This is a genomic window from bacterium SCSIO 12827 (genome assembly GCA_024397995.1).
In the GTDB taxonomy this organism is placed as follows: Bacteria; Pseudomonadota; Alphaproteobacteria; order Rhodospirillales; family Casp-alpha2; genus UBA1479.
In genome coordinates, this window is sequence record CP073746.1 from 2,912,001 (window position 1) to 2,937,212 (window position 25,212).

General features: G+C 63.1%; 25 protein-coding genes. 8 read left to right on the forward strand and 17 right to left on the reverse strand.

The genetic code is table 11. The features are described 5' to 3' along the window. Position 1: 1 nt before the first annotated feature. Together mreD and mreC are read right to left on the reverse strand one after the other, a co-directional pair. Positions 2–517, reverse strand: a complete 516-nt coding sequence (mreD, locus tag KFF05_13705; protein UTW50971.1) for a rod shape-determining protein MreD — start codon at positions 515–517, stop codon at positions 2–4. After that, complete coding sequence (mreC, locus tag KFF05_13710; GenBank protein ID UTW50972.1) at positions 514–1,413, reverse strand: rod shape-determining protein MreC; 900 nt, start codon at positions 1,411–1,413, stop codon at positions 514–516. Before mreC ends, mreD begins: the two co-directional genes overlap by 4 nt. A 293-nt stretch (positions 1,414–1,706) precedes the next feature. Between mreC and KFF05_13715 the strand changes: the two genes are divergently transcribed. Both KFF05_13715 and KFF05_13720 read left to right on the forward strand, forming a co-directional pair. Next, positions 1,707–2,534: a phosphodiesterase gene (locus KFF05_13715; protein ID UTW50973.1), complete on the forward strand. Its 828-nt coding sequence runs from the start codon at positions 1,707–1,709 to the stop codon at positions 2,532–2,534. Positions 2,535–2,795: 261 nt separating this feature from the next. Further along, complete coding sequence (locus tag KFF05_13720; protein UTW50974.1) at positions 2,796–4,229, forward strand: MATE family efflux transporter; 1,434 nt, start codon at positions 2,796–2,798, stop codon at positions 4,227–4,229. A 136-nt stretch (positions 4,230–4,365) separates the two neighbouring features. On the opposite strand, the gene KFF05_13725 is transcribed toward KFF05_13720, so the two are convergent. The 3 genes from KFF05_13725 to KFF05_13735 all read right to left on the reverse strand — a co-directional run bounded on the left by KFF05_13725 (position 4,366) and on the right by KFF05_13735 (position 7,515). Next, the gene (locus KFF05_13725) at positions 4,366–5,406 is read right to left on the reverse strand and encodes a rod shape-determining protein (protein UTW50975.1); all 1,041 of its coding nucleotides are present in this window, start codon (positions 5,404–5,406) and stop codon (positions 4,366–4,368) included. Positions 5,407–5,632: 226 nt separating this feature from the next. Next, positions 5,633–7,195 carry a 2-isopropylmalate synthase gene (locus KFF05_13730; protein ID UTW50976.1) on the reverse strand — a complete coding sequence of 521 codons (1,563 nt, stop codon included), beginning with the start codon at positions 7,193–7,195 and terminating at the stop codon, positions 5,633–5,635. Positions 7,196–7,374: 179 nt separating this feature from the next. Next, positions 7,375–7,515 carry a hypothetical protein gene (locus KFF05_13735; GenBank protein ID UTW50977.1) on the reverse strand — a complete coding sequence of 47 codons (141 nt, stop codon included), beginning with the start codon at positions 7,513–7,515 and terminating at the stop codon, positions 7,375–7,377. A gap of 134 nt (positions 7,516–7,649) precedes the next feature. Between KFF05_13735 and KFF05_13740 the strand changes: the two genes are divergently transcribed. Together KFF05_13740 and KFF05_13745 are read left to right on the forward strand one after the other, a co-directional pair. Continuing rightward, a complete protein-coding gene (locus KFF05_13740) occupies positions 7,650–8,501 on the forward strand; it encodes a hypothetical protein (protein UTW50978.1) in 852 nt (283 codons plus the stop codon). A gap of 9 nt (positions 8,502–8,510) precedes the next feature. Then, complete coding sequence (locus KFF05_13745) at positions 8,511–8,891, forward strand: hypothetical protein (protein UTW50979.1); 381 nt, start codon at positions 8,511–8,513, stop codon at positions 8,889–8,891. A 52-nt stretch (positions 8,892–8,943) separates the two neighbouring features. Here the strand turns inward: KFF05_13745 and ilvC are convergent, their stop codons facing one another. The 5 genes from ilvC to miaA all read right to left on the reverse strand — a co-directional run bounded on the left by ilvC (position 8,944) and on the right by miaA (position 14,900). Continuing rightward, positions 8,944–9,963: a ketol-acid reductoisomerase gene (gene ilvC, locus KFF05_13750; GenBank protein UTW50980.1), complete on the reverse strand. Its 1,020-nt coding sequence runs from the start codon at positions 9,961–9,963 to the stop codon at positions 8,944–8,946. A gap of 58 nt (positions 9,964–10,021) precedes the next feature. Further along, positions 10,022–10,537 carry an acetolactate synthase small subunit gene (ilvN, locus tag KFF05_13755; GenBank protein ID UTW50981.1) on the reverse strand — a complete coding sequence of 172 codons (516 nt, stop codon included), beginning with the start codon at positions 10,535–10,537 and terminating at the stop codon, positions 10,022–10,024. Positions 10,538–10,646: 109 nt separating this feature from the next. Then, on the reverse strand, positions 10,647–12,407 hold the full coding sequence (locus tag KFF05_13760) for an acetolactate synthase 3 large subunit (protein ID UTW50982.1): 1,761 nt from the start codon (positions 12,405–12,407) through the stop codon (positions 10,647–10,649). Positions 12,408–12,736: 329 nt separating this feature from the next. Beyond that, positions 12,737–13,795: a response regulator transcription factor gene (locus KFF05_13765; GenBank protein ID UTW50983.1), complete on the reverse strand. Its 1,059-nt coding sequence runs from the start codon at positions 13,793–13,795 to the stop codon at positions 12,737–12,739. Positions 13,796–13,964: 169 nt separating this feature from the next. After that, on the reverse strand, positions 13,965–14,900 hold the full coding sequence (miaA, locus tag KFF05_13770) for a tRNA (adenosine(37)-N6)-dimethylallyltransferase MiaA (GenBank protein ID UTW53722.1): 936 nt from the start codon (positions 14,898–14,900) through the stop codon (positions 13,965–13,967). Positions 14,901–14,974: 74 nt separating this feature from the next. Here miaA and serB point away from each other — a divergent pair, with 74 nt between their 5' ends. Next, complete coding sequence (serB, locus tag KFF05_13775) at positions 14,975–15,871, forward strand: phosphoserine phosphatase SerB (protein UTW50984.1); 897 nt, start codon at positions 14,975–14,977, stop codon at positions 15,869–15,871. A 64-nt stretch (positions 15,872–15,935) separates the two neighbouring features. Here the strand turns inward: serB and KFF05_13780 are convergent, their stop codons facing one another. The 4 genes from KFF05_13780 to hflK form a co-directional block, all read right to left on the reverse strand. Next, complete coding sequence (locus tag KFF05_13780; protein ID UTW50985.1) at positions 15,936–17,462, reverse strand: Do family serine endopeptidase; 1,527 nt, start codon at positions 17,460–17,462, stop codon at positions 15,936–15,938. A gap of 222 nt (positions 17,463–17,684) precedes the next feature. After that, positions 17,685–17,870, reverse strand: coding sequence for a DUF2065 domain-containing protein (locus KFF05_13785; GenBank protein UTW50986.1), 186 nt, complete (start codon positions 17,868–17,870; stop codon positions 17,685–17,687). Positions 17,871–17,910: 40 nt separating this feature from the next. Then, positions 17,911–18,792, reverse strand: coding sequence for a protease modulator HflC (locus tag KFF05_13790; GenBank protein UTW50987.1), 882 nt, complete (start codon positions 18,790–18,792; stop codon positions 17,911–17,913). Further along, positions 18,789–19,907, reverse strand: a complete 1,119-nt coding sequence (gene hflK, locus KFF05_13795; protein UTW50988.1) for an FtsH protease activity modulator HflK — start codon at positions 19,905–19,907, stop codon at positions 18,789–18,791. The genes KFF05_13790 and hflK overlap by 4 nt, the downstream gene beginning before the upstream one ends. A 227-nt stretch (positions 19,908–20,134) precedes the next feature. On the opposite strand from hflK, the gene KFF05_13800 reads away from it, so the two are divergent. Continuing rightward, positions 20,135–21,289: an Mrp/NBP35 family ATP-binding protein gene (locus tag KFF05_13800; protein UTW50989.1), complete on the forward strand. Its 1,155-nt coding sequence runs from the start codon at positions 20,135–20,137 to the stop codon at positions 21,287–21,289. Positions 21,290–21,300: 11 nt separating this feature from the next. On the opposite strand, the gene KFF05_13805 is transcribed toward KFF05_13800, so the two are convergent. Continuing rightward, positions 21,301–21,711, reverse strand: a complete 411-nt coding sequence (locus tag KFF05_13805; GenBank protein ID UTW50990.1) for an SRPBCC family protein — start codon at positions 21,709–21,711, stop codon at positions 21,301–21,303. Positions 21,712–21,734: 23 nt separating this feature from the next. Next, on the reverse strand, positions 21,735–22,259 hold the full coding sequence (locus KFF05_13810) for a dihydrofolate reductase (protein UTW50991.1): 525 nt from the start codon (positions 22,257–22,259) through the stop codon (positions 21,735–21,737). A 308-nt stretch (positions 22,260–22,567) separates the two neighbouring features. Between KFF05_13810 and KFF05_13815 the strand changes: the two genes are divergently transcribed. Next, positions 22,568–23,092 carry a PAS domain-containing protein gene (locus KFF05_13815; protein UTW50992.1) on the forward strand — a complete coding sequence of 175 codons (525 nt, stop codon included), beginning with the start codon at positions 22,568–22,570 and terminating at the stop codon, positions 23,090–23,092. A 12-nt stretch (positions 23,093–23,104) separates the two neighbouring features. Here KFF05_13815 and KFF05_13820 read toward each other — a convergent pair whose 3' ends face one another. After that, positions 23,105–23,899, reverse strand: a complete 795-nt coding sequence (locus KFF05_13820; protein UTW50993.1) for a thymidylate synthase — start codon at positions 23,897–23,899, stop codon at positions 23,105–23,107. Between the two features lie 141 nt (positions 23,900–24,040). Here KFF05_13820 and KFF05_13825 point away from each other — a divergent pair, with 141 nt between their 5' ends. Then, positions 24,041–25,090 (forward strand): Ldh family oxidoreductase, encoded by a 1,050-nt coding sequence (locus tag KFF05_13825; protein UTW50994.1) that lies wholly within the window; start codon positions 24,041–24,043, stop codon positions 25,088–25,090. Positions 25,091–25,212: the final 122 nt, after the last annotated feature.

Here is a 25,212-nt window from a genome sequence, read left to right on the forward strand (position 1 = left end):
ATCAATCCAGTTTCAAAAATGCCTGCTGCCAGCGCGAGAAGATGAACGCGAACAGTGGAAAAGCGGCAACGGTCATGATGTATTGGAAAACGATGGCGTCGGCCGCGAACAAGGTAACGTGAAAAGCCGACAGCAGGGCCCAGCTAAGCACCGCCGCCCCGGCCCCGACCAGCCCGAAGCCCAGCCAATGAACGAAGAACGATTTGCCCATGAAGAACTTGTGCTGAAACAGCACCACCCCCTGCACCGCCAGGAAGATCAGCGCATGCAGCCCCATGGGTGCGCCTGTCAGGCCGTCCTGGAACAGGCCGATCAGGAACACGGCGGGGGCTGGTACTAGGTACGGGCGATGGATCGACCAGTAGAATATGGAAATCAGCGGCAGCACCGGCAGCACCCGGGCGATGCCCGGAATATGGGTCGGTACGACATTGAGAATGACCAGGACCAAGGTCAACGCGACCGGCGTCAGGTTGCGAGCGAAGGCATCCAGACGTTGCCAGAAAGTCGGCCTCATGGACGGCGTCCCCGCTCCTTGCCATGCATGTCGGCATCGATGGAACGCTGCGGCAATTGCAGGATTCCGCCCGAACCGAAATTGAGAATGCGCACGTATTCCAGGCGCGTCAGGTCGACATAGGGCTGAACGATCAGTCCGCCCTCGCCGACGGCGGCGACCTGACCGACCCTGAGGCCCGGCGGAAACACGCCGGCATGGCCCGAGGTGACGACGCTGTCGCCCACGGACACCACCGCTCCCGGCGGCAGCCAGGTCAGGCGCGGCTTCGCCAGGTTGGCCCCTGCCATGATGGCGCGCGTGCGGGTGGGATCAACAAGAACCGGAATTTTCGCGTTGATGTCGGTCAACAGCAGCACCCGGGCGGACCGGCTACCGACGTCGATGACCCGGCCGACCAGGCCATCGGCGGTAACCGCCGCCTGGCCTTTCTCGACCCCGTCGCGGGCCCCCGCGTTGACGATCACGCTTTGTGAAAAGGCGCCGCCCGTATCAGCGATGACCCGCGCGGTGACGAAACTCGCCTCGCGCTCGGGAATGACGTTGAGCTGTTCCTTGAGAACCCGGTTCTCCGCCTCCAGCTTCTCGGCGACGGATTTCCAATGCATGAGCCGCGTGCGCTCCTCGCGCAGCCGCGTGTTCTCTTCATACAGGTTCTTCATGGCCTGAACCTCGGCGACGCCGCGGTTCACCGTGTCGAGCGGCTGCGACAGCACGTCCAGGATGGGGGCGACGGCGTCGGTCATATGTGTCCGCACGCGTTCGACCAGAATGGTATCGACTTTGGCAAGCATCATCAGGGCGAACGCCGCCACCACCAGCCCGACATAGGCGAAGCGCTGGGCAAAATTGCGAATCGGTTGCGCGACCCGCGAAAATGAATGCGGTTCCTTCACCCCAGGACGTCCTTCCTGCCCATTACAATACCCCGCGATCCCACGCCCGGTCCCCAAAACCGATTGCAGGGCCGCAACTCCGACCTCCCCGTTATTGGTTATACTTGTCGCCGATGAGCGTTAATCGACGATTAATGACGCGTAGCGCTGTTTACCAAAAAAAACAACCGTCTATGCCAGTATTTTAAGATGAAACTGAACAAATTCCAGCTTTCCATCCTGCCCCCTGGCGACCTGGCCGGACATCTGCTTATTCTTGTTCCGCTATCGACGCGGAATAGGACCACCCTCCCATGAAATTCATCCACCTGACCGACCCCCATTTCGTCCCGCCGGGCAAAACCCTCTATGGTCGCGATCCGCGCCCTGCCCTGGATGCCGCCGTGGCCGACATAAACGCCCACCACGGGGATGCCGCCATGGCGGTGGTGACCGGGGATCTGACCCATTGGGGTGAACCGGCGGCGTTCCAGAACCTTGTCGACGGCTTGGCGCCGCTTGCCATGCCGGTCCACGTCTTGGCCGGGAACCACGACGCCCGCGATGTGCTGCGCGCCCATTTCCCAAATCAACCTGTTGATAAAAATGGATTTATTCAATCAACCCTGGACACGCCCGTGGGCCGGTTCATCTTTCTTGACACGGTGCTGGCGGGCACGTCGGCGGGACATTTCTGTGAAGACCGCCAGACATGGCTGGCCGAAACCCTGGCCGCGTCCAAGGGGCTGGACCTGTTCCTGTTCATGCATCATCCGCCCTTCGACGTCGGCATCCCGGCCATGGACCGCATCGGTCTGCAGCAGAAGGACGCCTTCCAAGCCGTGATCGAACCGCACAAGGCGCGCATCCGTCATCTGTTCTTCGGCCATGTCCACCGGCCCATTTCCGGCAGCTGGCGGGGCATCCCCTATTCCACCCTGCGCGGTCTGAACCAGCAGGTTTGGCTCGACATGGTGAACGAGGAAATGACGGCGAGTTTCGAGCCGCCGGCCTATTGCGTGGTGCTGATCGAGGACGACCGGGTCGTCGTCCATTATCACGATTTCATGGATCCGAACGAAAAGTTCAAGATGCATTCAAGCCCGTTCACCGACTGGGCCATACGCCCGTCAGGTGCATGACAAAGCGTCTTTCGACTTTTCTTTGCAGGGCGGTGGGGCTATAAGCCCCGCCATGGACCAGCACATTTCCCATTTCTCCGTGATTACCGGCATCTCCGGCGGCGTCTATGCGCCTGTCCCGGCCCTGCCGGTCTCCCTTGTCCGGAGCAAGACGCCCTAGCGCGGCTCATTCTTGAAATGGCCACGTTTCGGGCGGACCTTCGGGTCCGCTTTTTTTGTCTTCTATTTCCTGTTTTCGAAACCCAACGACGGATTTCACCCATGACCGCCCTCATCCCCGGCACATCCGCAAAGCCTTCCCGACTGTCCGCCGTCTGGCGCACGGAACTGGCGCAACTGTTCCGCCTGGCCGCCCCCATCGTCGCGACCCAGATCGCCTGGGTCGCCATGCTGACCACGGACACGGCGATGATCGGCCATCTGGGGCCGGAGCCCCTGGCCGGCGCATCCTTGAGCATGATGATCTTTTTCATCGGCTATATCGTCTGCGTCGGCGTGACGATGTCGACGGCGGGGCTGGCCGCGCAGGCCTTCGGCGCGCGGCAACCGCGGATCGTCCGCCGCGTCATCCGCCAGGGCCTATGGGTCGCCATCCTGTTGGTGACACCCTTTGTCGCGGCCTTTTCCCATGCGGGTGTCTTGCTCGCCTGGACGGACCAGCCGCCGGAAGCCCTGCCCCATGCCGAAGCCTATATGAGCACCCTGATGTGGTGCCTGCCCGCCGGCATCGTCTTTACCGTGCTGCGCAACTTCGTCTCCGCCCTGGGCCGGCCCATGGCGGCGCTTTGGGTCATGCTGGGGGGCGTGCCGCTCAACGCGCTTTTGGATTACGGCCTGATCTTCGGTAATTTCGGCCTGCCGCGCCTGGAACTGGTGGGGGCCGGGATCGCCACGACGGCCGTGAACATCCTGATGGTCCTTGCCCTGGCCGCGATCATTCAGTGGCGGCGGCCGTTCAACAAGTATCAGTTGTTCGTCCGCTTCTGGCGGCCGGACTGGCGCATCTTCCGCCAGATCTTCCGCATCGGCGCACCGATCGCGGCGATTTCGGTGATGGAGGCCGGGTTTTTCATCGGCGCCGTGTTCGTGATCGGCCAGTTCGGCGCCGTTGCCATCGCCGCCCATATGATCGCCATGCAGATGCCGCACATCACCTTCATGGTGCCCATGGGGTTAAGCCAGGCCGCGACCGTGCGCGTCGGCCATGCCGCCGGGCGGCGGGACATGGCCGGCGCCTACCGCGCCGGGTGGTCGGCCATCGCCGTCAGCGTGCTGTTCGCCATCGTCATGACCGGCGTGATCGTGACCGTTCCCGAACCTTTCGCGGGCCTGTTCCTGGACACCGCCCGCGCCGACGCGGCCGAGGTCCTGAGCCTTGCCGCCGCCCTGTTGATGCTGGCCGCCATGTTCCAGATCGTCGACGCCCTGCAGGCCGTGGCGGCGGGGGCCCTGCGCGGCCTCAACGACACGGCCCTTCCCATGGTCATCGCCGGGGTCAGCTATTGGGGCCTGGGCGCCGGGTCGGCGGTCTGGCTCGCCTTCGGTGCGGGATGGCGGACGGAAGGTGTCTGGGCCGGTTTCGTGATCGGCCTGACGGCGGCGGCGGTGCTGATGATCTGGCGCTTCCGCACGCAACAGCGCCGACGCTACCTGCCGGACATCATCAAGGAAGACGCGACGCCTCTTTCCCAGTGAGCTCTTGCCAAGCAAGTTTTTGATTGGCGCACAACAACCGTCGCCCGCCGGTGGCGGGCTCGGGTTTTACGATGCCGATTGGGTTTGTTCGCGCAAAACAACCATCGCCCGCCGATGGCGGGCTCGGGTTTTGCGACTAATACATCGTGGTGAGGACGTCCTTGAGGCGCTTCATTTCCTCAAGCGCCCGGCCGGTGCCGAGCACGACGCAGGACAGCGGGTCGTCGGCGATGGACACGGGCAGGCCCGTGTCATGTCGCAGGACCAGATCCAGATTGCCCAGAAGCGCGCCGCCGCCGGTCAGCACGATGCCCTTGTCGACGATGTCGGCGGCCAGTTCGGGGGCGGTGTGTTCGAGTGCGACCTTGACCGCCTCGATGATGGCGCCCACGGGTTCGGCCAGGCTTTCGGCGATTTCCCGCTGCGAGATGACCAATTCCTTGGGCACGCCGTTCATCAGGTCGCGGCCCTTGATTTCCATGGTCTGGCCTTCGCCGTCTTCGGGGGCGCAGGCGGAACCGATGTCTTCCTTGATGCGGGCGGCGGAGCCTTCGCCGACCAAAAGGTTATGGTTGCGGCGGATGTAGGCGATGATCGCCTCGTCCATCTTGTCGCCGCCGACGCGCACACTCCGCGCATAAACGATGCCGCCCAAGGACAGCACGGCGACTTCCGTCGTGCCGCCGCCGATGTCGACGACCATGGAGCCCGTGGGCTCGGTCACCGGCAGGCCGGCGCCGATCGCGGCCGCCATCGGTTCCTCGATCAGGAAGACCTTGCGGGCCCCCGCACTTTCCGCTGATTCCTGGATCGCGCGGCGCTCGACGGCGGTGGAGCCGGAGGGCACGCAGACGATGACCAGCGGGCTCGCGAACGAACGCCGGTTGTGAACCTTGCGGATGAAGTACTTGATCATCTCCTCGGCCACTTCGAAATCGGCGATGACGCCGTCGCGAAGCGGACGGATGGCGCGGATGTTGCCGGGCGTTCGACCGAGCATCTGCTTGGCTTCCTCGCCGACGGCGAGAACATGCTTCTTGCCCTTGACCTCGGCGATGGCAACCACCGACGGTTCGTTCAGGACGATGCCCTTGCCCTTGACGTAGACCAACGTGTTGGCCGTGCCCAGGTCGATGGCCATGTCCGCGGAAAGAAACCCGAAAAGTCGCGAGAACATGAAGCGTTCAGCCTTGTCTCTGTGTCATGGGAGCCCCGGGGCGCGCCCCGAAAACCTTGGGGCGGGGGTCCGATGAATGTATCCCTCGGTACCGGCCCGGATTAGGGTCCCGGGCCACGATATATGGGTGCAGGGGACAATGTCCCCTGCACCATATTGGGTCTTTTAACGGAAAGATTCGGCCGTTTAAAGGGCCAATCTTGGGTAATACGAAGGCGGCCCCGACCTAGGCGGACATCGCCTCCGGTGCCTTTTTCTCCCGTTTGGTCAACAACTTGTTGAGCGCGTTCACGTAAGCCTTGACCGACGCGACCATGGTATCGGTGTCGGCGGCCGCCCCCTGGGCCGTGCGTTCGCCGTTATCGTCGAGCCGGACGGTCACTTCCGCCTGGGCGTCCGTACCGTGGGTCACCGCGTGGACCTGGTACAATTGCAGGCGGGCGCCATGGGGAAACAGGGTCTTGATACAGTTGAAGGCCGCGTCCACGGGCCCGTCGCCGGTGCCTTCGCAGGACTGCACTTTGCCGTCGATCTCCAGTTCCATCGCCGCCTTGGGCGGGCGGTGCACGGTGCCGCACTGGATTTCCAGACTGGTCAGCTTGATGCGGTCGTTGACCCGGGTGTCGTCATCGACCAGGGCCACCAGATCCTCGTCGAACACGTCTTTCTTCAGGTCGGCCAGGTCCTTGAAGCGCTTGAAGGCTTCGTTCAAGGCGTTGTCGCCCAGCTTGTAGCCCATTTCCTCCAGCTTGGTCTTGAAGGCGTTGCGCCCGGAATGCTTGCCCAGGACGATCTTGGACTTGGTCAGGCCGACGCTTTCCGGCGTCATGATCTCATAGGTCTGGGCGTTCTTCAGCATGCCGTCCTGATGGATGCCCGATTCGTGAGCGAAGGCATTGGCGCCGACGATGGCCTTATTCGGTTGCACCGGGAAGCCGGTGACCGACGACACCATGCGCGACGCGCGGGTGATATGCGTGGCATCGATGTTGGTGGTGAACGGCATGGCGTCCTGGCGGGTCTTCAGCGCCATCACGACTTCTTCCATGGAGCAGTTGCCCGCGCGTTCGCCCAGGCCGTTGATGGTGCATTCGACCTGACGCGCACCCGCGACCACGGCGGCCAGGGAATTGGCCACGGCCAAGCCCAGGTCGTTGTGGCAATGGACCGAGAACACGGCCTGGTCCGAATTGGGCACCCGCTCAATCAGCATTTTGATCAGCGCCGCATATTCCTCGGGCACGGCATAACCCACGGTGTCCGGGATGTTGATAGTCGAGGCCCCCGCCTTGATCGCGGCCTCGACGCAGCGGCACAGGAATTCATGCTCGGACCGCGATCCATCCTCGGCCGACCATTCGACGTCGTCGACCAGGTTGCGGGCCATGCCCACGCTTTCGGTGATGCGCTCCAGGACCTGTTCCGGCTCCATCTGCAGCTTGTACTGCATGTGCAGGGGGCTGGTGGCGATGAAGGTGTGGATGCGCCCGCGTTCGGCATGCTTGACGGCAGCCCCTGCGCGTTCGATGTCCCCCCGGGTCGCCCGCGCCAGGCCGGCGATGGTCGAGTTCTTGATGGTCTTGGCGATTTCCGAGACGGCCTCGAAATCACCTTCCGAGGCGATGGGGAAGCCGGCTTCGATGACGTCGACACCCATGTCCTCCAGCACCTTGGCGATGCGGAGTTTCTCTTCCAGGTTCATGGACGCCCCCGGCGACTGTTCGCCGTCGCGCAAGGTGGTGTCGAAGATGATGACCTGGTTGGGGTCGCGTTCGGTAACGATGGTCATTGGTCTGGTCCTTCCGAAATCTCTTTGGGCCGCCCTCGGATGGGATGGATGGGGTCCGGCCCGACAAATAGGGTCGCTTGCTCGTCAATCCCCTGAGCGTTCGCGGTCCCTTGGTCGGGATGGACTCGGTTTTTTTTGGTTCAAAAAGCCGGAATGGTCCCTGGTATCCGCTGCGCCACTCAGGGGCGAATAAGTCGAAGCCCCAGAAGGTCGAGATTGATCAGGCTTAGCGGAAGAAGAATGCGCGCAGGCAGCGTCGCCGGGCCGGCATCGCTGCCCCCGGGAATTCGCTGTTCGATGGTCATGTCCTGCGTCTGCATCGGTCTGTTCCAACCGCCTGTCGGTTCATCCGTCATTCCGGAAAGGATACGGGGACAGGCTTAACAGAGAATAAATGATGTTGGACACCGGTTTGTCAAGTGACGGGAGGCTTGAGGGGGGTTAACCTTCGCCCATGACCACATTCCCCGAAGTCCATTTCGCCGACGCCGACCCCGCCACGCTCCGCGTCTACCGCAACCTGATGACCGCTGCCGGGTCCGGTTCGCCCGCCTTGATCTTTCGCCATATGGCGACCTATCCGGGCCTGTTGCACTGGATCTGGGCCGCCGTCGGCGACGATGTCGAGGCCGGATGGCCGGGCACGGCCGTATGGCAGATCGTCGCCGACCAAGGGGCCGTGCCCCTGCCCGCCTTCACACCGGACGATCTGGCGGACGCGGACCTGGACGACGCTGCCCGGCAAACCGTCGGCCATATGCTGACCAGCTACAACCGCATGAACCCGGTCAACCTGATTGCCGTGGGGGCCGCGCGGGCGCTGATCGCGGGCGACGACGTGCCGCCGCCCACACATCCCTTTTCCGAAGCCGCCGCCACGCCCCCGGCCCCACCGCCGGACCTACCCCGGCCGCTGAAGCTGGCGGGCCTGGACGACGGCCTGCGGGGGGCGATCACCAACATCTGCCGCACCATCCCCAAGGCCGAGATCGCGGGTGCCCACGTGGACGTGACGCCCACCATGTACCTGCACTTCGCCCATTGGCCCCAGTTCATGCATCTGGTGGCCGGGCGGCTGGACACGGCCCTGCCGGAGATCGATGCAGCCACCCATGCCTTCGCCGCCGATTGCAAGCCCCTGGTCGGCCAGTTGCTGGCCAAGGCCAAGGCGCGCAACCCCGGGCCGGTGCCGATGGACGATCCCACGCCGCTGATCCGGGTGATGGACACCTTCGCCTACGTCATCCCGCATATGGTTGTTGTGGGCGCCGCATTGGCGGCGGCGATTAAGCCGAAAACCGGCTAGGATGCAGGGATGACGACACCCCGCATCGGCGGCCCCGCCGCCGTGGTCCTGTTTCTCGGCGCGTCCTGCGCCGTTCTGTTCATTGGCCTCACGGTCAGCCAGGGGACCGGCGACTGGACCTGGCTGTCCCGGGCCGGCTCGGTACTGGTGGTTCTGGGGATCGTGTTCGCCTATTTCAACATCGACGGCTTTATCGAGCGCAGCATCCGCGGCGCGGTCCGGCGGTTGACCACGAAAAAAGCGCGGGACAATGCGGACCCTTCCAATTGGGTCGTCACCTGGCTGGCGGAAGATCCGGCGGACATTCCGCGCAGGGTGAAAACCCTTGAGGTCGCGGTGATCGCCCTGGGCACCCTGATCTGGGGGTTCGGCGACCTGCTGGGACCATAAGAAAAGGGGCGCCCGTAAGAGCGCCCCTTCGTCTTTATCCGATGAACCGGACTTACTTCTTGGTCGTGGCGACCAGCTTGTTCTCGCTGAGCCAGGGCATCAGGCCGCGCAGCTTGGCGCCCACTTCCTCGATCGGGTGTTCGCCCCACAGGCGGCGTTCAGCCTTGAACTGCGGCTGGCCGGCCTTGCATTCCAGCATCCAATCCTTGACGAACTTACCGGTCTGGATGTCGGTCAGGACGTCCTTCATGCGCGCCTTGACGCCATCGTCGATGACCCGCGGGCCGGAGACGTAATCGCCCCATTCGGCCGTGTTGGACACGGAATAGCGCATGTCGGCGAGGCCGCCTTCATAGATCAGGTCGACGATCAGTTTGACCTCGTGGCAGCATTCGAAATAGGCCATTTCCGGGGCGTAGCCCGCTTCGACCAGGGTTTCGTAACCGGCGCGGATCAGCGAGGTCAGACCGCCGCAAAGCACGGCCTGCTCACCGAACAGGTCGGTTTCGCATTCTTCGCGGAAGGTGGTTTCGATGATGCCCGAACGGCCAGCACCCAGACCCGAGGCATAGGACAGGGCGACTTCCAGCGCATTGCCCGACGCGTTCTGGTGAACGGCGACGAGCGACGGCACACCGGCGCCGCGCAGATATTCGGAGCGCACGGTATGGCCCGGCCCCTTCGGCGCGATCATGAACACGTCCATGTCGGCGCGCGGCTCGATCAACCCGAAATGCACGTTCAGGCCGTGGGCGAAGGCCAGCGCGGTCCCTTCGCGCATGTTGTCCTTCAGGTGCTCGTTGTAAAGATCGGCCTGACCTTCGTCCGGGGACAGGATCATGATGAGATCCGCCCACTTGGCCGCTTCGGCGGCGGTCATGACCTTGAAGCCGTCGCCTTCCGCCGTTTTGGCGCTGGCCGAACCGGGGCGCAGAGCCACGGCCACTTCCTTGACGCCCGAGTCCCGAAGGTTCAGCGCATGGGCGTGGCCCTGGCTGCCGTAGCCGACGATGGCCACCTTCTTGGATTTCACCAGGTTCACGTCGGCGTCGCGATCGTAATAGACACGCATTTCTAAAATTCTCCGATCAGTCGTTTCAGTCGTTCTTGAGTGTTGTCAGGTGTTGGGTTCAGATGGGCTTGTTGCCGCGCGAGATGGCGGCCGCACCCGTGCGCGAGACCTCGGACAGGCCCAGCGGCTGCATCAATTCGATGAAGGCGTCGATCTTGGAGGCGGCGCCGACGATTTCGAACACGAAGGAATTGTTGGAGCTGTCGACGGCGCGGGCGCGGAAGATATCGGCGATGCGTAAGGACTCGACCCGCTTCTCACCCTTGCCGACGACCTTGACCAGGGCCAGTTCGCGTTCCACATGGGCGCCCTCAAGCGTCAGGTCCGCGACCTTGTGGACCGGCACCAGACGGCCCAGTTGCGCCTTGATCTGCTCGATGATCATCGGCGTCCCCGAGGTCACGACGGTAATCCGCGACTGCCCCTTGACGTGGTCGGTCTCGGCCACGGTCAGGCTTTCGATGTTGTAGCCGCGCCCGGAAAACAGGCCGATGACACGGGCCAGCACGCCCGGTTCGTTGTCGACCAGGACGGCGATGGTATGCCGGTTCACTTCCTTGGAAGGCTCGCTCACGTCTTGGGAACTCCCAGAATTCGCCGCCGCGGAAACGGCGGCGGCCCTTGTTTTAGCCGCGTTGTCCCGGTTGTCAACTCACGCTGTCATCCGGGCGCGGCGGGATAAATCAGACCAGCACCATGCCCTGTTCGGAAATCGGCTTCTCGGCCTTGTCGTTCGGGCCCAGAAGCATCTCGTTATGGGCGGCGCCCGAGGGGATCATGGGGAAGCAGTTTTCCAGCTTGTCGATGGCGATATCGGCGATCACGGGCCGGTCGATTTCGATCATTTCCTTGATCACGTCGTCCAGCTGGCTCGCCTTGGTCGCGCGCAGGCCGACGGCGTGGAAGCTTTCCGCCAATTTCACGAAGTCCGGCAGGCTTTCCATATAGCTTTCGGAATAACGCCCGCCATGCAGCAGTTCCTGCCACTGGCGCACCATGCCCATGTATTCGTTGTTCAGGATGAAGATCTTCACCGGCAGGCGGTACTGAACGATGGTCGACATTTCCTGAATGTTCATCAGGGTCGAAGCCTCACCCGCGATATCGACGACCAAGGCATCCGGATGAGCCACCTGCACGCCCATGGCAGCCGGCAAGCCATAACCCATGGTGCCGAGACCGCCCGACGTCATCCAATGGTTCGGCTTGTCGAAGTTATAGTACTGGGCCGCCCACATCTGGTGCTGGCCGACTTCGGTGGTGATGAAGGTCTCACGCCCTTGGGTCAGTTCGAACAGCCGACGGATGGCGTGCTGCGGCTTGATGGTGTCGCCCTTCTGCTGGAACGCCAGGCATTTCTTCGCGCGCCATTGGTCGATCTGACCCCACCATTTCTTCAGCGCCGCCTGATCCTGCTTGGGCTTCAGGGCCTTCCACTTCTTGATCATGTCGGTGAGCACGCTGGCCACGTCGCCGACGATGGGCACGTCCACGGGCACGTTCTTGTTGATCGACGACGGGTCGATGTCGATATGGACCTTCTTGGACCCCGGCGAAAAGGCATCAAGCCGGCCGGTGATGCGGTCATCAAACCGTGCACCGACGCAGATCATGACGTCGCAGCCGTGCATGGCCAGATTGGCTTCGTAGGTGCCGTGCATGCCGAGCATGCCGACGAACTGCTTGTCACTGGCCGGATAGGCCCCCAGGCCCATGAGCGTCAGCGTGCAGGGCGCACCCGACAGCTTGACCAGGTCCTGCAGCAGCTTGGACGCCTTCGGTCCGGAATTGATAACGCCGCCGCCGGCATAGATGATCGGCTTCTTGGCACCCGCCAGCAGGCGCACGGCCTCGGCGATGGCGCTCTGGTCGCCCTTGACGCGGGGGCTGTATTTTTCGGCCGGCGCCTTGCCCGCCTCCTGATATGCCCCCATGGCCATGATCACGTCCTTGGGCAGGTCAATGACGACCGGGCCCGGGCGGCCGGACCGCGCCACGTGGAAGGCTTCATGGACCACGTTGGCCAGGTCGCCCACGTCCTTCACCAGGTAGTTGTGCTTGGTGCAGGGGCGCGTGATGCCGGTGGTGTCGCATTCCTGAAATGCGTCATTGCCGATCAGATGCGTCGGCACCTGCCCGGTCAGGCAGACGATCGGGATGGAATCCATCAAGGCGTCGGTCAGGCCGGTGACCGCGTTCGTGGCACCGGGACCGGACGTCACCAGAACCACGCCGACCTTGCCGGTGGAGCGCGCATAACCTTCGGCCGCGTGCACGGCGCCGCCTTCCTGACGGACCAGGATATGGCGAATCTGGTTCTGCTTGAAAATGGCATCGTAGAGCGGCAATACGGCACCGCCCGGATATCCGAAGATTTCGGTGACGCCCTGCTCTTTCAGGGCTTCGATCACGATCTCGGCGCCCTGCATCTTCTTCCTGGCCATTGTTCAGTCCTCGTGCTTTTTCCTCAGTCGCCGGCGCGGACATCCGTCCGCTTGGCTTTCGCGCTGACCGCGCGGCGCCCACTTGGGCTTGCCTCGGCGATCAATGATCGCCTCGGGTATATCGATAATGTCCCAGTCCGCATGCCATGCAAACACAGCCGCACATCACAAAAACCCCAGCGGAACCGGGGCCCGCCGGGGAGCCACGGAACTTAATGAAGGTGATTTAGGGGGTCAACCATTAAAATGCAATAAACGGCAAGTTTTTTCCGCTTATTGCGAAATAATATTTCAATAAATTTTTGCTGACCGGCGGAATTCCGCCACACCTATTTGATCGTCTGGACGATCTGACTGGCGCAGCGCAGAAAACGGACCCGGCTTTCCATCAGGTCGACGTATTTCTCCAATTCCTTGCCCGACAAAATGACGCCCTTCTTCTGCAACTCGATGGGTTTTCCCGAGGCCTCCAGGTCCTGCACGTTCTTCAGGCGTTCGACCCAGGTTTCCAGGTATTCGCCCCAGTTCCCCCGGTGCACGAACCGCACATATCGCAGTACCCGTTTGATGGAGTTGTTGTTCCAGTGCTCGCTGACCGGCATTTCGCCGCAGGCATCAATAATCTTTTGTTCGGGGGATCCGTCCACAACCGGCCCGTCGCCATCGCCGGTAGCCGCCGCGCCGGCAGTCGCGCCGCCCGCGGCTTGTGACGCCGTCGGCGCGTCCATCAGCACGACGCTTGATCCGCCGGCCCGGGCCGCCGCATTGGCCGCTGCCGCATCCGTTGCCGCCTGAACGGCGGCGGTCGCCGTATCCGCGTTGCGCTGAACCTGAGCCGCGGACTGTTCGGCGCGCAGGGCTGCGGGGTCCTCGTCGTCAGGAATCAGGAAAACCCCGCCCAGGACGATGACCAGAAAAGCCACAGCGGGCCCCCAGGTCAGGGGTGAGCGGTACCAGGGCGCCGCATTGGCGGCGACCGGCTTGGGCAAGTCGCGGGCGTTGGGGTCTTCCATGACCGGGGCCATGGTGCGGATATTCCTAATCCGCAGCACCAGTTCCTTGGCATCGAACGGCTTGGTCACGTAATCGACCTGCATCAGGCCGATGGCGCGGCGGCGAGTGTCCGTATCGGTCACGGCGGTCGCGAAAATGATCGGCAGGGTCGAGGTGCGGCGCAGGGTTCGCGCGAAATCGACGCCGTTGCCGTCCGGCAGCATGATATCCAGCACGATGACGTCGAAGTTTTTCCCGTCCAGGGCCGCGAACATCCCGGCCCCGCTATCAGTCTCGGTGACGTCGTAGTCCTCCGCCTCGAGAACAGCCTTAAGGAACGACCGGATCATGGGGTCGTCTTCGACGATCAGGATACTGGGATTGGACTCGGACACGCGATGCCGTTGGTTGTTGTGGTCAGTAGGTTCTTCTTGCTGTGGGTCCCCGGCGCGCCCGTGTTCAGCAAGACGCTATGTAGAGGAAGGAGATGGCAAAAAAAAGACAATCTCTCCAAACAGGAGAATCTCCCCCAAGCCTTACACGTTCCTGACAGTGATGAATTTTTTAATGTCGTAGAACGGCGAGGGCATCGGCCGCGGCCGGCGCCCCCCCTCGGTCAAGGGTCAGGTCCGGCGCAAGTTGGTGGCGGAACCAGGTGAACTGGCGTTTGGCATAGTTCCGCGTCGCCTGCCGCGCCTTGTCCGCCGCCTGATCCAGGGTCATCTCACCCTCGATCACCGCCCCCAGTTCACGCACGCCGACAGCGCGCAAGGCCGGCAGCGACGGGTCCAGGCCCCGCGCCAGCAGGGCCCGCACCTCATCCATGGCGCCCGCGTCGAGCATCGCCCTGAAGCGCGCATCGCAGGCGGCATAAAGGGCATCGCGCGGCGGCAGCACCAAAATCGTCGTGAATTGGCCCGCCACCGCCGGACCGGTGGGGGCTTCATTCTGCCAATCGGCCAGGGTGCGCCCCGTCGCCTGCACCACGGCATGGGCGCGGATCAGGCGTTGACGGTCGCCCGGCGGCAGTGCTTCCGCCGCACTGGGATCGTGTTCCGCCAGAGCCGCGGCGAACGCGACACCCCCGAGCGTATCGTAAAGCGCCGTCGCCTCGGCCGTCACCGCCGCCGGCACGTCAGGCACGGGGGCCAAGCCCTGGGTCAGGGCCTTCAGATACATGCCGGTGCCGCCAACCAGGATGGGCAGGCAGTTCGCCGCCCGCGCCGCCCCGATCTCGGCCACGGCCATGTCCAGCCAGCGCCCGACGGAACAACGTTCCTCCGCCCCCAGGACGCCGAACAGGCGGTGCGGCGCGCGGGCTTCGTCCGCCGCGTCGGGCCGCGCCGTCAGCACGCGGAGATCGCGGTAGACCTGCATACTGTCGGCATTGATGATCCAACCGCCCAGACGTTCCGCCAGTTCCAACGCCAGGCCCGACTTGCCGCCCGCCGTCGGCCCGGTAACGATCAGAACGGATGTCGCGGACTCTTCATCCTGCAGGGGCTTTTCAGGGGCCTGAAAATCGGTCACTTTCCCTCCCGCTGTCACTCAACCCATGCCGGATCGGACATTCCATGGAATTTGTCGTTACGCTGATCGCCGCCCCGGGCGATGAACTGGATGCCGGCATTGTCGCCGAGGCAGCGGCCCGGCTCAATGCCCTGGGTGCCGAAACGGGACGGCCGGACTGGTTGGCCGAAGGATTGGCCTGTGATCTGGGCTTCGACGGCCTGTCTGCGGACCAGGCCGACGCCGCCGTGCGCATGAGCCTGGACGGCGCGCCGATCGATATCATCGCCCAACCGGCGGCGGGACGGCGCAAGAAACTCCTGATCGCCGACATGGATTCGACCATCGTGACCTCCGAAACCCTGACCGATGTGGCCGACGCCGCCGGCAAGGGCGAGGTGATCGCCGCCATCACCGACCGCGTCATGCGGGGTGAGCTGAATTTCGAGGACTCGCTGCGGGAACGCGTGGCCATGCTGAAAGGGCTTTCCGAGACGGCCCTGGAAACGGCTTATAACGCAATCGAGGTGTCACCGGGCGCCGAGACCCTGGTCCGCACCATGGTCGCCTCGGGGGCGACCACGGCACTGGTGTCGGGCGGATTCACCTATTTCACGTCGCGCATCGCGGAACGGCTCGGCTTCCACATCAACATGGCCAACGACTTCATCATCGAGGGCGGCAAACTGACCGGCCGGGTGATCGAGCCGATCCTGGGCCGCACGTCGAAATACGATGCCTTGGTCAAGCTGGCGACGCAGAACGGCCTGGGCCTGGACGACGCAGCGGCGATCGGCGACGGCGCCAACGACCTGGAAATGATCCAGGCGGCGGGACTTGGCTGCGCCTACCGGGGCAAGCCGATCCTGCGTGACGCCGCGCGGGTCAAGCTCGATCACGCCGACCTGACGGGGCTTCTGTTCGCGCAAGGCTTCCGAGCCGAGGAATTCACCACCGCCTAGCCGGCCCGGACATGAAAACGGCGCCCGCGGGCGCCGTCTCCAATTTCAGATTTGCGGTGGGCGTTCAGCTTTTGCCCAGCCGGATGGCCACGAAGCGCAGGCCGTTCTGCCCCTGCACCAAAAGCAGAACCGACTTGCGACCGGTGTCACGGGCTTCCTTGACCTTGCGCACCACGTCGTCGGGGGTGCCGACCTCTTCCTGGCCAACCTCGACGATCAGATCGCCGGGGCGCACGCCTTTCTCGGCCGCCGGGCCCGCGTTCAGCACGTCGGTCACCAGCACGCCCTTGGCGTCACCTTCAAGCTTGAACTTCTGCACCGCCTCGTCGGTAATGGCCGACAGGCTCAGGCCCAGATCCTCGACCACCTGGGGCTTGGCGTCGGTGCCGGCCCCTTTGTCGGTACGCGCGGCGACCTGTTGTTCCTGTTCCTGCAGTTCGCCGACCTTGACCTTAAGGTCGATCTTCTTGTTTTCGCGCCAGACCTCGACCGGCACGTCGACGCCCACTTCAGTGTCGGCGACGATGCGCGGCAGCTTGCGCATGTCGGGCACCTTGCGCTTGTTGAAGCTCAGGATCACGTCACCGCGCTGGATCTTGCCCTTGGCGGCGGGGCCGTCTTCGACCACCTGGGCGACAAGCGCCCCTACCGGTTCCTTCAGCCCCAGGCTTTCGGCGACTTCCGGCGTGACTTGCTGGATATGAACGCCGAGCCAGCCACGCTTGACCTGACCGTGCTTGATCAACTGGGAGATCACCGGCTTGGCGGTGGACATGGGCACGGCAAAGCCGATGCCGACGCTGCCGCCGGACGGTGAGAAGATCGCCGTGTTGATGCCGATGACCTGGCCGTCCAGATTGAACAGCGGTCCGCCTGAATTGCCCCGGTTGATGGAGGCGTCGGTCTGAATGAAATTGTCATAGGGGCCGGCGGAAATGTCGCGGCCGCGGGCCGAGATAATACCCGCCGTGACCGTGCCGCCCAGGCCGAACGGATTGCCGATGGCGACCACCCAGTCGCCGACGCGCGATTTTTCCGAATCGCCGAACGAGATGGCGTGGTATTTCTGGCCTTTCAGATCGACCTTCAGCACCGCGATATCCGTCTTCTGGTCGCGGCCGACAACCGTTGCCTTGAGACGCGTGTCGTCCTGCAGGATGACTTCGATCTCGTCGGCGTCCTGGATCACGTGGTTGTTGGTGATTACATGGCCGGCGTCGTCGATGATGAAGCCGGAGCCCAGGGACGTGGCCTTGCGGGCCTGGGGCTTGCCGCCATTGGGCTGGCCGCGGTCGAAGAATTCCTTGAAGAAGTCCTCGAAGGGGGAACCGGGCGGAAGCTGCGGCATTTCAAAGCCACGGCTTTCGATGACCTGGGTCGTCGAAATGTTGACCACGGAAGGCAGCAGCTTTTCCGCCAGGTCGGCGAAGCTTTCAGGGGCCGGGCGCGCCTGCGCCACGGTCGTCATGATCATGAAGGCGGTCAGCGCGAGCGCCGCGGCGAAAGCGCCGAGACCGGCCATCCGCAAAGGTGAGCGGTCGTCAGCGGCCGCGATGGGCGCGTCCTGTTTGGAGAGACGAATCTGGTTCATCTTAACACCTAGTCCTTCCGTCACATGCGGGATCATGCCGGTTGGGATCATGCCACGGACCCCGCAAAGATTAAACAGTGTGCTATCGGGAACCCGGGACCGGGCGCCCTTTTGGAATGCCCTCTGATATGGCCGGGGAATATGGCCGTAGGATGGCCCTGCCCCGGTATGTTTTGGGCAATCACGGCCTGCTTCCGACGCAATTCCCGGCCACGGCCACCCTTATCCCCGGACGGCCCAGACCACGATCACGCCGACAACCGCCGCCCCCAGCCCCGCCAGGCGCAAGGTCCCCGGCGGCATTTCCTGCATTTGGGACATCGCCCGCTGCATGCCGTCGGGGAACAATGCGTAGATCACGCCCTCGATCACCAGGACAAGTCCCAGCGCCGTGTAGAAGTCATTCATCAGGTTCCGGCCCCGCTGCCGGACGGCCCCCGGGCCCGCATCAGCGGGCGCGGGTGGTGCCGTCCTTGAGCGCGTTGAAGAACTGGAACAGTTCCGAATTGGGGCTGAGAACCATGGACGTGCCCTCGTTCAGAGCGGCGCCCAGGGCATCCAGGGAGCGGTAGAAATCGAAGAATTCCGCATCCTTGCCATAGGCTCCGTTGAGGATACGCGTCCGTTCGCCATCGCCTTCACCACGAAGGATTTCCGACTTGCGCCGGGCTTCCGCCAGGATGATGACCTTGTCACGTTCGGCCTCGGCCTGAATCCGTGTCTTCTGCTCCTCGCCCTTGGCGCGCAGTTCAGCGGCCTCGGCGATACGGTCGGAGCGCATGCGGTTGAACACCGCCTGCGACGTAGCATCGGGCAGGTCCGTGCGACCGATACGGATGTCGATGACCTCGACCCCGAATTCAGGCGCTTGGGCACGCATCAGGTTGGCGACGCGATCCATGATCTGGGCACGCTTATCCGTCAACATGTCGGGCAGCAGGATCTTACCGATTTCCGAACGGATGCCGGCGTTGAGACGCCCGCCGAAGACCTGGCGGAAATTGGCGTCGGTGCCGGCACGTTTGCGGAATTCAAGCGGATCGACGATGCGGTAACGCGCGAAGGCGTCCACGTTGATGCGCTTCTGGTCGGCCAGGATGACTTCCTGCACCGGCGGATCCAGATCAAGGATACGCCGGTCGTAGTATTCCACGTTCTGAACGAACGGCAGCTTGACCTTGAGGCCCGGCGTCCGCTCCACATGCACGGGATTACCGAACTGCAGAACCAAAGCTTGCTGGTCCTGACGCACGGTGTACAGGGCGCTGAAGGCGCAGAGCCCGGAAACGGCGACGATCACCGCCAGGATGAAAAGACCTGGGCGTTTCATTTCGCACCTCCACTGGATTTGCGCAGTTCATTGAGCGGCAGATAGGGCACGACCTTGGAGCCGTCCGCCCCCTCGTCCAGGATGATCTTGTCGGCGGTCGACAGTATTTCCTGCATGCGCTCCAGATACAGCCGCCGCTTGGTCACGTCCTTGTTGGTCAGATAGGCGTTGTAGACCGAGAGAAAGCGTTCGGCTTCACCCTGGGCATCCTTGATGACCCGTTCCTTATAGGCCGTCGCCTCGGCGATCAGCTTTTCCGCTTCACCCTTGGCCCGCGGCACGATGTCGTTGCGGAAGGCAACAGCTTCGTTGACGGACCGCTCCTGATCCTGGCGGGCACGCTGCACGTCGTTGAAGGCGTCGATGACTTCCTTGGGCGGGTCCGCCTTTTGCATCTTCAGTTCGGCGACGGCGATACCGGCGCCATAGCTGTCGAGGATGCGCTGCAACAGGTCGCGGGTCTTGGCTTCAACGCCGGCACGGTTCTTGGTAATCGCCTCTTCCAGGGTCGACTGGCCGACGATCTCGCGCATGGCGCTTTCCGCTGCCACCTTGATGGTGGTTTCCGGCTCGCGAATGTTGAACAGGTAGTCGGCGGCGTTCTTGATGCGCCACTGCACGATGAAGTCGATGTCGGCGATGTTCTGGTCGCCGGTCAGCATCATGCTTTCCAGCGTCACATCCCGTCCGCCGGTGCCCCGGCCGACATTGCCGGGACCGCGGAATCCGATGTTGATGGTGTTGGTGTTTTCAACGTCAACCTTGATGACTTCGCCGATCGGGCTTGGGAACCAGAAATTGAGGCCCGGCCCCGTGCGCTTGACGAATTCACCGAACAGCAGTTCCACGCCCTGTTGGCCGGGCTGAATGCGGTAGGGCACGGTAAGGCCCACCCACAACGCCGCGGCGATCAACAGGCCGATCACCACGCCTTTGGCGCCACCGGCGCCGCCGGGCATGAATTTCTTCATGCTGTCCTGGCTCTTCCTAAGCAATTCCTCGATATCGGGCGGGGTCGGTCCGCTGCCGCGAGGTCCGCCGCCACCGCCGCCCCATGGGCCGCCGCCGCCTCCGCCGCCCCCCCAGGGGCCGCCGCCTTGTGGTTTCCAGGCCATGTTCCGGGATTACCTCTCTGTTCTTAATGTTATCGGCACCCGATTGGGCACCTTGTTTCCTGCTATCCAGGCCTTGCATTCCGCGGCCCAGACGCCATTTGCTAATCGTCCCGCGTCCGCGGGTAACAGGTCCGCCTGGTGAAGCACGGACTTGCATCCATACCCGCCGATGGGGCATTAACCCGGACGCAGGGCGAATATCGTCTTATAACCCGGAGATTTCAAGGATGGCGCAGTTGAACCCGCAAACGATCCTGGAGGCCTTGGCCACCGTGACCGACCCCGCCACGGGCCGAAACCTGGTCGAAGCCAAGATGATCCAGGGCCTGCAGGAAAAGGACGGTCACGTGGCATTCGCCATCGAGATCGACCCCGCCCGCGCCGGCGACATGGAAGAAGTCCGCAAACAGGCGGAAAAAACCGTGCATGCCATGGACGGTGTGCTGACGGTGACCGCCGTGCTGACCGCCGAGAAAAAGGGTTCCGCCAACGCGGCTCCGCCGCCGCCTCAGTCCGGCCAGCAACGCCCCGGCGGGCACGGCCATGGGCAACCCGCCCCCCAGGCCGGCGCCGATATGCTGCCAGGCGTGCGTTCGATCATCGCCGTGGCCTCGGGCAAAGGCGGCGTCGGCAAATCGACGACGGCGGCCAATCTGGCGCTCGGTCTCGCCGCCGAGGGTCATTCCGTAGGCCTGCTGGATGCCGACATCTACGGACCCTCGATGCCGCGCATGATGGGTATTACCGGGCAGCCGGCCTCGGCCGACGGCAAGACCTTGGATCCCATGGAAAACTACGGCATCAAGGTCATGTCCATGGGCTTCCTGGTGGACGAGGAAACGCCAATGATCTGGCGCGGGCCGATGGTGCAGTCAGCGCTCGAACAAATGATGCGCGACGTCAATTGGGGCGCCTTGGACGTGCTGGTGGTCGACATGCCGCCAGGCACCGGTGACGCGCAACTAACGATGGCGCAGCGGGTGCCGCTGACGGGGGCGGTCATCGTTTCCACCCCGCAGGACATCGCCCTTCTGGATGCCCGCAAGGGCCTCAACATGTTCCGCAAGGTTGACGTGCCCGTGTTCGGCATCATCGAGAACATGAGCTATTTTTCCTGCCCGCACTGCGGCGAACGGTCCGAAATCTTCAGCCACGGCGGCGCGCGCAAGGAAGCCGAACGCCTGGGCGTCGATTTCCTGGGCGAGGTGCCGCTGCACATCGACATCCGCACCACGGCCGACGGCGGCCATCCCATCGTGGTGTCCATCCCCGAGGGCGAACACGCGCTGAAATACCGCGAAATTGCCCGCGATGTCTGGGCGCGCATCGAAAAGGCGACGGGGGCGGAGGCCAAGAGCGGCCCGAAGATCGTCTTCCAATAGGCGCCTTGGCCTTATTGGCCGAACATCTTCTTCAGGTTGTCAAACCCGGCCTGATAGACGTCCTGGATCGCCTTCATGGCGTCGTTTTCCGGCACGCCCGCCGCCTCGAACTCGGACGACCATTCGACGGAACACCCGTCGTCGTCGTCATGCACCGTCAACTCGGCCCGGTAGTTCTTCACCGGCAACGGGCTGTCTGCGATGGTGTAGGAATAGGTGCGCGTCTTGTTGTCGACCTTTTCCAGTTTTTCGATGATCGTGCCGCCGCCGGCCAATGACAACTTTCGCATCTGGCCCGCGTTCTTCAGTTCGCTAGATTCAACCCCCGGGTGCCAGTCAGGAAGGGCATTGAAGTGTCCGATCAGGTTCCACACCTGATCAGCGGCGACGTTGAGGTCCTGCTTCATGGAAATCTTGGGCATGGGCGTGTCCTCCGTGATTCATTTCAGGAATCCTTCGCGACCCGATCATACGCCACAAAGCTGAAGGCGGGGCCGCCCGGCTGTTCCGGATCATGATACGCCCGCGCGGTTTCACGCCAATGCGCTGGATCAATTTCCGGAAAAAACGTGTCGCCGGGCACGTCCGCATGGACCTGACAGATGTCGAGCCGGTCGGCCAACGGCAAGGCCTGTTCAAAAATCTCGGCGCCCCCGATCACCATCACCTCGCCGGTCGCGTGGGCGCGGGCGGCATCAAATGCGGCATCCAGGGAATGCGTGATTTCCACCCCCTCGGCGTGGAAATCCCGGTCGCGGGTCACGATAATATTGGGCCGCCCCGGCAGGACCCGGCCGATGGACAGAAACGTCTTGCGCCCCATGATCATGGGATGGCCCATGGTCACAGCCTTAAACCGTTTCAGGTCCGTGGAAATATGCCAGGGCAGGTCCCCGTCCCGCCCGATGCAGCGGTTCTCCGCCACGGCGACGACAAGCGTGATGCGGGAAGAACGCGGCGTATTCGGCATGAGCGGATCGGTTCCAAGCAAAGAATGACAGCGCATTCTGTTTACCGGGAAACCGGCGTCGGGCCTACCCCCCCACGGGCGCATGAAGCCTCCGAATGGAGAACCACCCGCACCTGAATACAATCATGCACAGAAAAAAGATGTTACAAACACACCCATCTTGCGTGGCCCTGTTAACACTTTCTTTGCTATGATTACCAAAGCGGCACCGGGCATCACGCACCGGAAACTAAAATCACCAAGCCGCAAAATGCTCTTCAGATCGAAGCGAGGACAAGGCCATCCGACCAGCCTTGGAGAGCCGTGCCTTGCATATTCGCTATGATATTCTGAACACTGCCGACATCGACCTTGGAGAAGGCCAATCGGTTCTGGATTACTGGGACAGGGTGCGGGGTCATGCTTTCGCGCCGGCTTGGTCACATCAATTCAAACTGACCGAACTTGCCACCCATGTCGTTCCCGGCATGACGGTGGTTGACCGCATCGATGGCGGACGGAACTTCTTCTATCGATTCTGGGGCACCAACCACATGACCATGAAGGGGTTCGAGATGACCGGGAAGACGGTCGATCAGACCCCCAATAAGGACATTCAGCGCATCGCCACCCGGCAGTTCGAGACGGTCATCCAGCGCCGCCTACCGACCGTATTCCTGTACACCATCGATTATCCCAGGCGGCACCGTCCGTCGGAATTCGTCCTGCGCCTGCCGCTGTCCGACGATGGCGTGACCGTCAGCCGCATCGTGACGTTCCAGGACCTGAATTCGCCGAGTGCGCGGTGGGAACTGGTCCTTGCCAGCCTGATGCCGGACCGGCCCTGCGGCTGAACGCGGCACGACTCAAACGGCGATCGGCGCCTTGATATGCGGGTGCGGATCATATCCCCGCAGTTCGAAATCATCGAACGTGAACGCAAACAGGTCCGTGATCTCCGGGTTGATCCACATGGTCGGCAGCGGCCGGGGATCACGAGTCAGTTGCTCGTCCGCCTGATCCAGATGGTTCATGTAAAGATGCGCGTCGCCCAGGGTGTGCACGAAATCGCCCGGCTTCAGGCCCATGACCTGGGCCACCATCATGGTCAGCAACGCATAGGACGCGATGTTGAAGGGCACCCCCAGAAAAATATCGCAGGACCGCTGGTAGAGCTGGCAGGAAAGTTTGCCGTCGGCGACATAGAACTGGAACAGGCAATGGCACGGCGGCAGCGCCATGTGATCGACCTCGGCCACGTTCCAGGCCGACACGATATGGCGTCGTGAATTGGGGTTGTCGCGGATCGATTTCAGGATATTGGCGATCTGATCGATGGTGCCGCCGTCTGGCGTCGGCCAGGACCGCCATTGATGGCCGTAAACGGGGCCCAACTCACCATTTTCGTCGGCCCATTCGTCCCAGATCGAAACCCCGTTATCCTTCAGGTACTTGATGTTGGTATCACCGGCCAGGAACCACAGAAGTTCATGAATAATGGATTTCAGGTGCAGTTTCTTGGTGGTCAGGCAAGGAAAGCCCTGCGACAGGTCGAAGCGCATTTGATGACCGAACACGCTTTGCGTGCCGGTGCCGGTACGGTCGCCGCGCATGATGCCGTCGGTCCGCACCCGGCGGAGGAGGTCGAGATATTGCTGCATGGCCCGAATGGTAATGTTCCTCGGGATGGAAATGAAGGAGTTCCTGCAGGCCGGGCCTACGTAGCGATTGACGGCGATGCGCCTCCGCCTCAGGATCGCGGAACTCACGAATCGACCACCAGACGTTCCTTGGGAGCCTCCATGTCCAACACAGAAATTATCGCCGAAGCCGAGCTTACGGCGCTTGCCGCCCGCGCCTTTGAAAATGCGGGCCTGTCTGCCGCTAACGCTGCCGTCACCGCCCGCCATCTGATCCTGATGGACTTGATGGGCGTGTCGACCCACGGCGTCCATCGCATCGAACAGTATGTCAAACGTATCCAGGCCGGGGTCGTCGATGCCAAGGCCCAGGTTATCGTGGAGGACCGCGCACCGTCCCTCGCCTTGGTCGACGGCGGCAACGGTCAAGGCCATGTCGCCGCCCAGCGCGCCTTCGACGTCGCCCTGGAAAAGGCCAAGACGACGGGCATCAGCTTCGTCGCCGTGCGCCGTTCCGGCCATTTTGGCGGCACTGCCAGCTACGGTTATCTCGCCGCCCAGGCGGGCATGATCTTGATGACCGGCACAGGCGCATCCCCGGCCATGGCGCCTTTCGGCGGGCGCGACCTGAAGGTCGGTAACAACCCCTTCGGCTGTGCCGCCCCGGGATCGCTGGCGGACCCGGTGTCGGGCCCCATGCCCTTTATCCTGGACATGGCCCAGAGCGTTGCCGCCCGCGGCAAGATGCGCAAGCTGCGCGACGCGGGCGAACCCATGCCGCTGGGCTGGGCGCTCGACAAGGACGGCAACCCGACGACGGACCCAGCCGCCGGGCTTGACGGTTTCATCCAGTTCATCGGCGGGCACAAGGGCTACGGCATGGCCCTGATGGTCGACATCCTGTCGGGCCTGCTGTCGGGCGGCGAATACCTGGACCAGACCCGCCAGATGTGGGACGAGGACGGCCCCCAAGGCACATCTCATTTCTTCATCGCATTGGATCCCGCACGTCTGCTGGAGACCGGCGAATACGACCGCCGCATGGCCGACTTCCGCGACCGCATCAAGACGACGGCGCCGTTCAACGAAGGGGGCGAGGTTTTGCTGCCGGGCGAGATTGAGATACGCAACCTGACCAACCGCCGCGCCAAGGGCATCCCCGTGCCGTCGAAAACCCTTGCCGAGGTTCGCGCCCTTGCGGAAGGCGCCTGATTACACCATATTAGGCGTGCCGGCTTGCCGGCTACGGTGCTAAACGCCAAGCGGAATAAGCACAGCGGACCCGGGGGCGGTACCCGGCGCCTCCACCACAAACTGCGTTCGAGATTTTAACG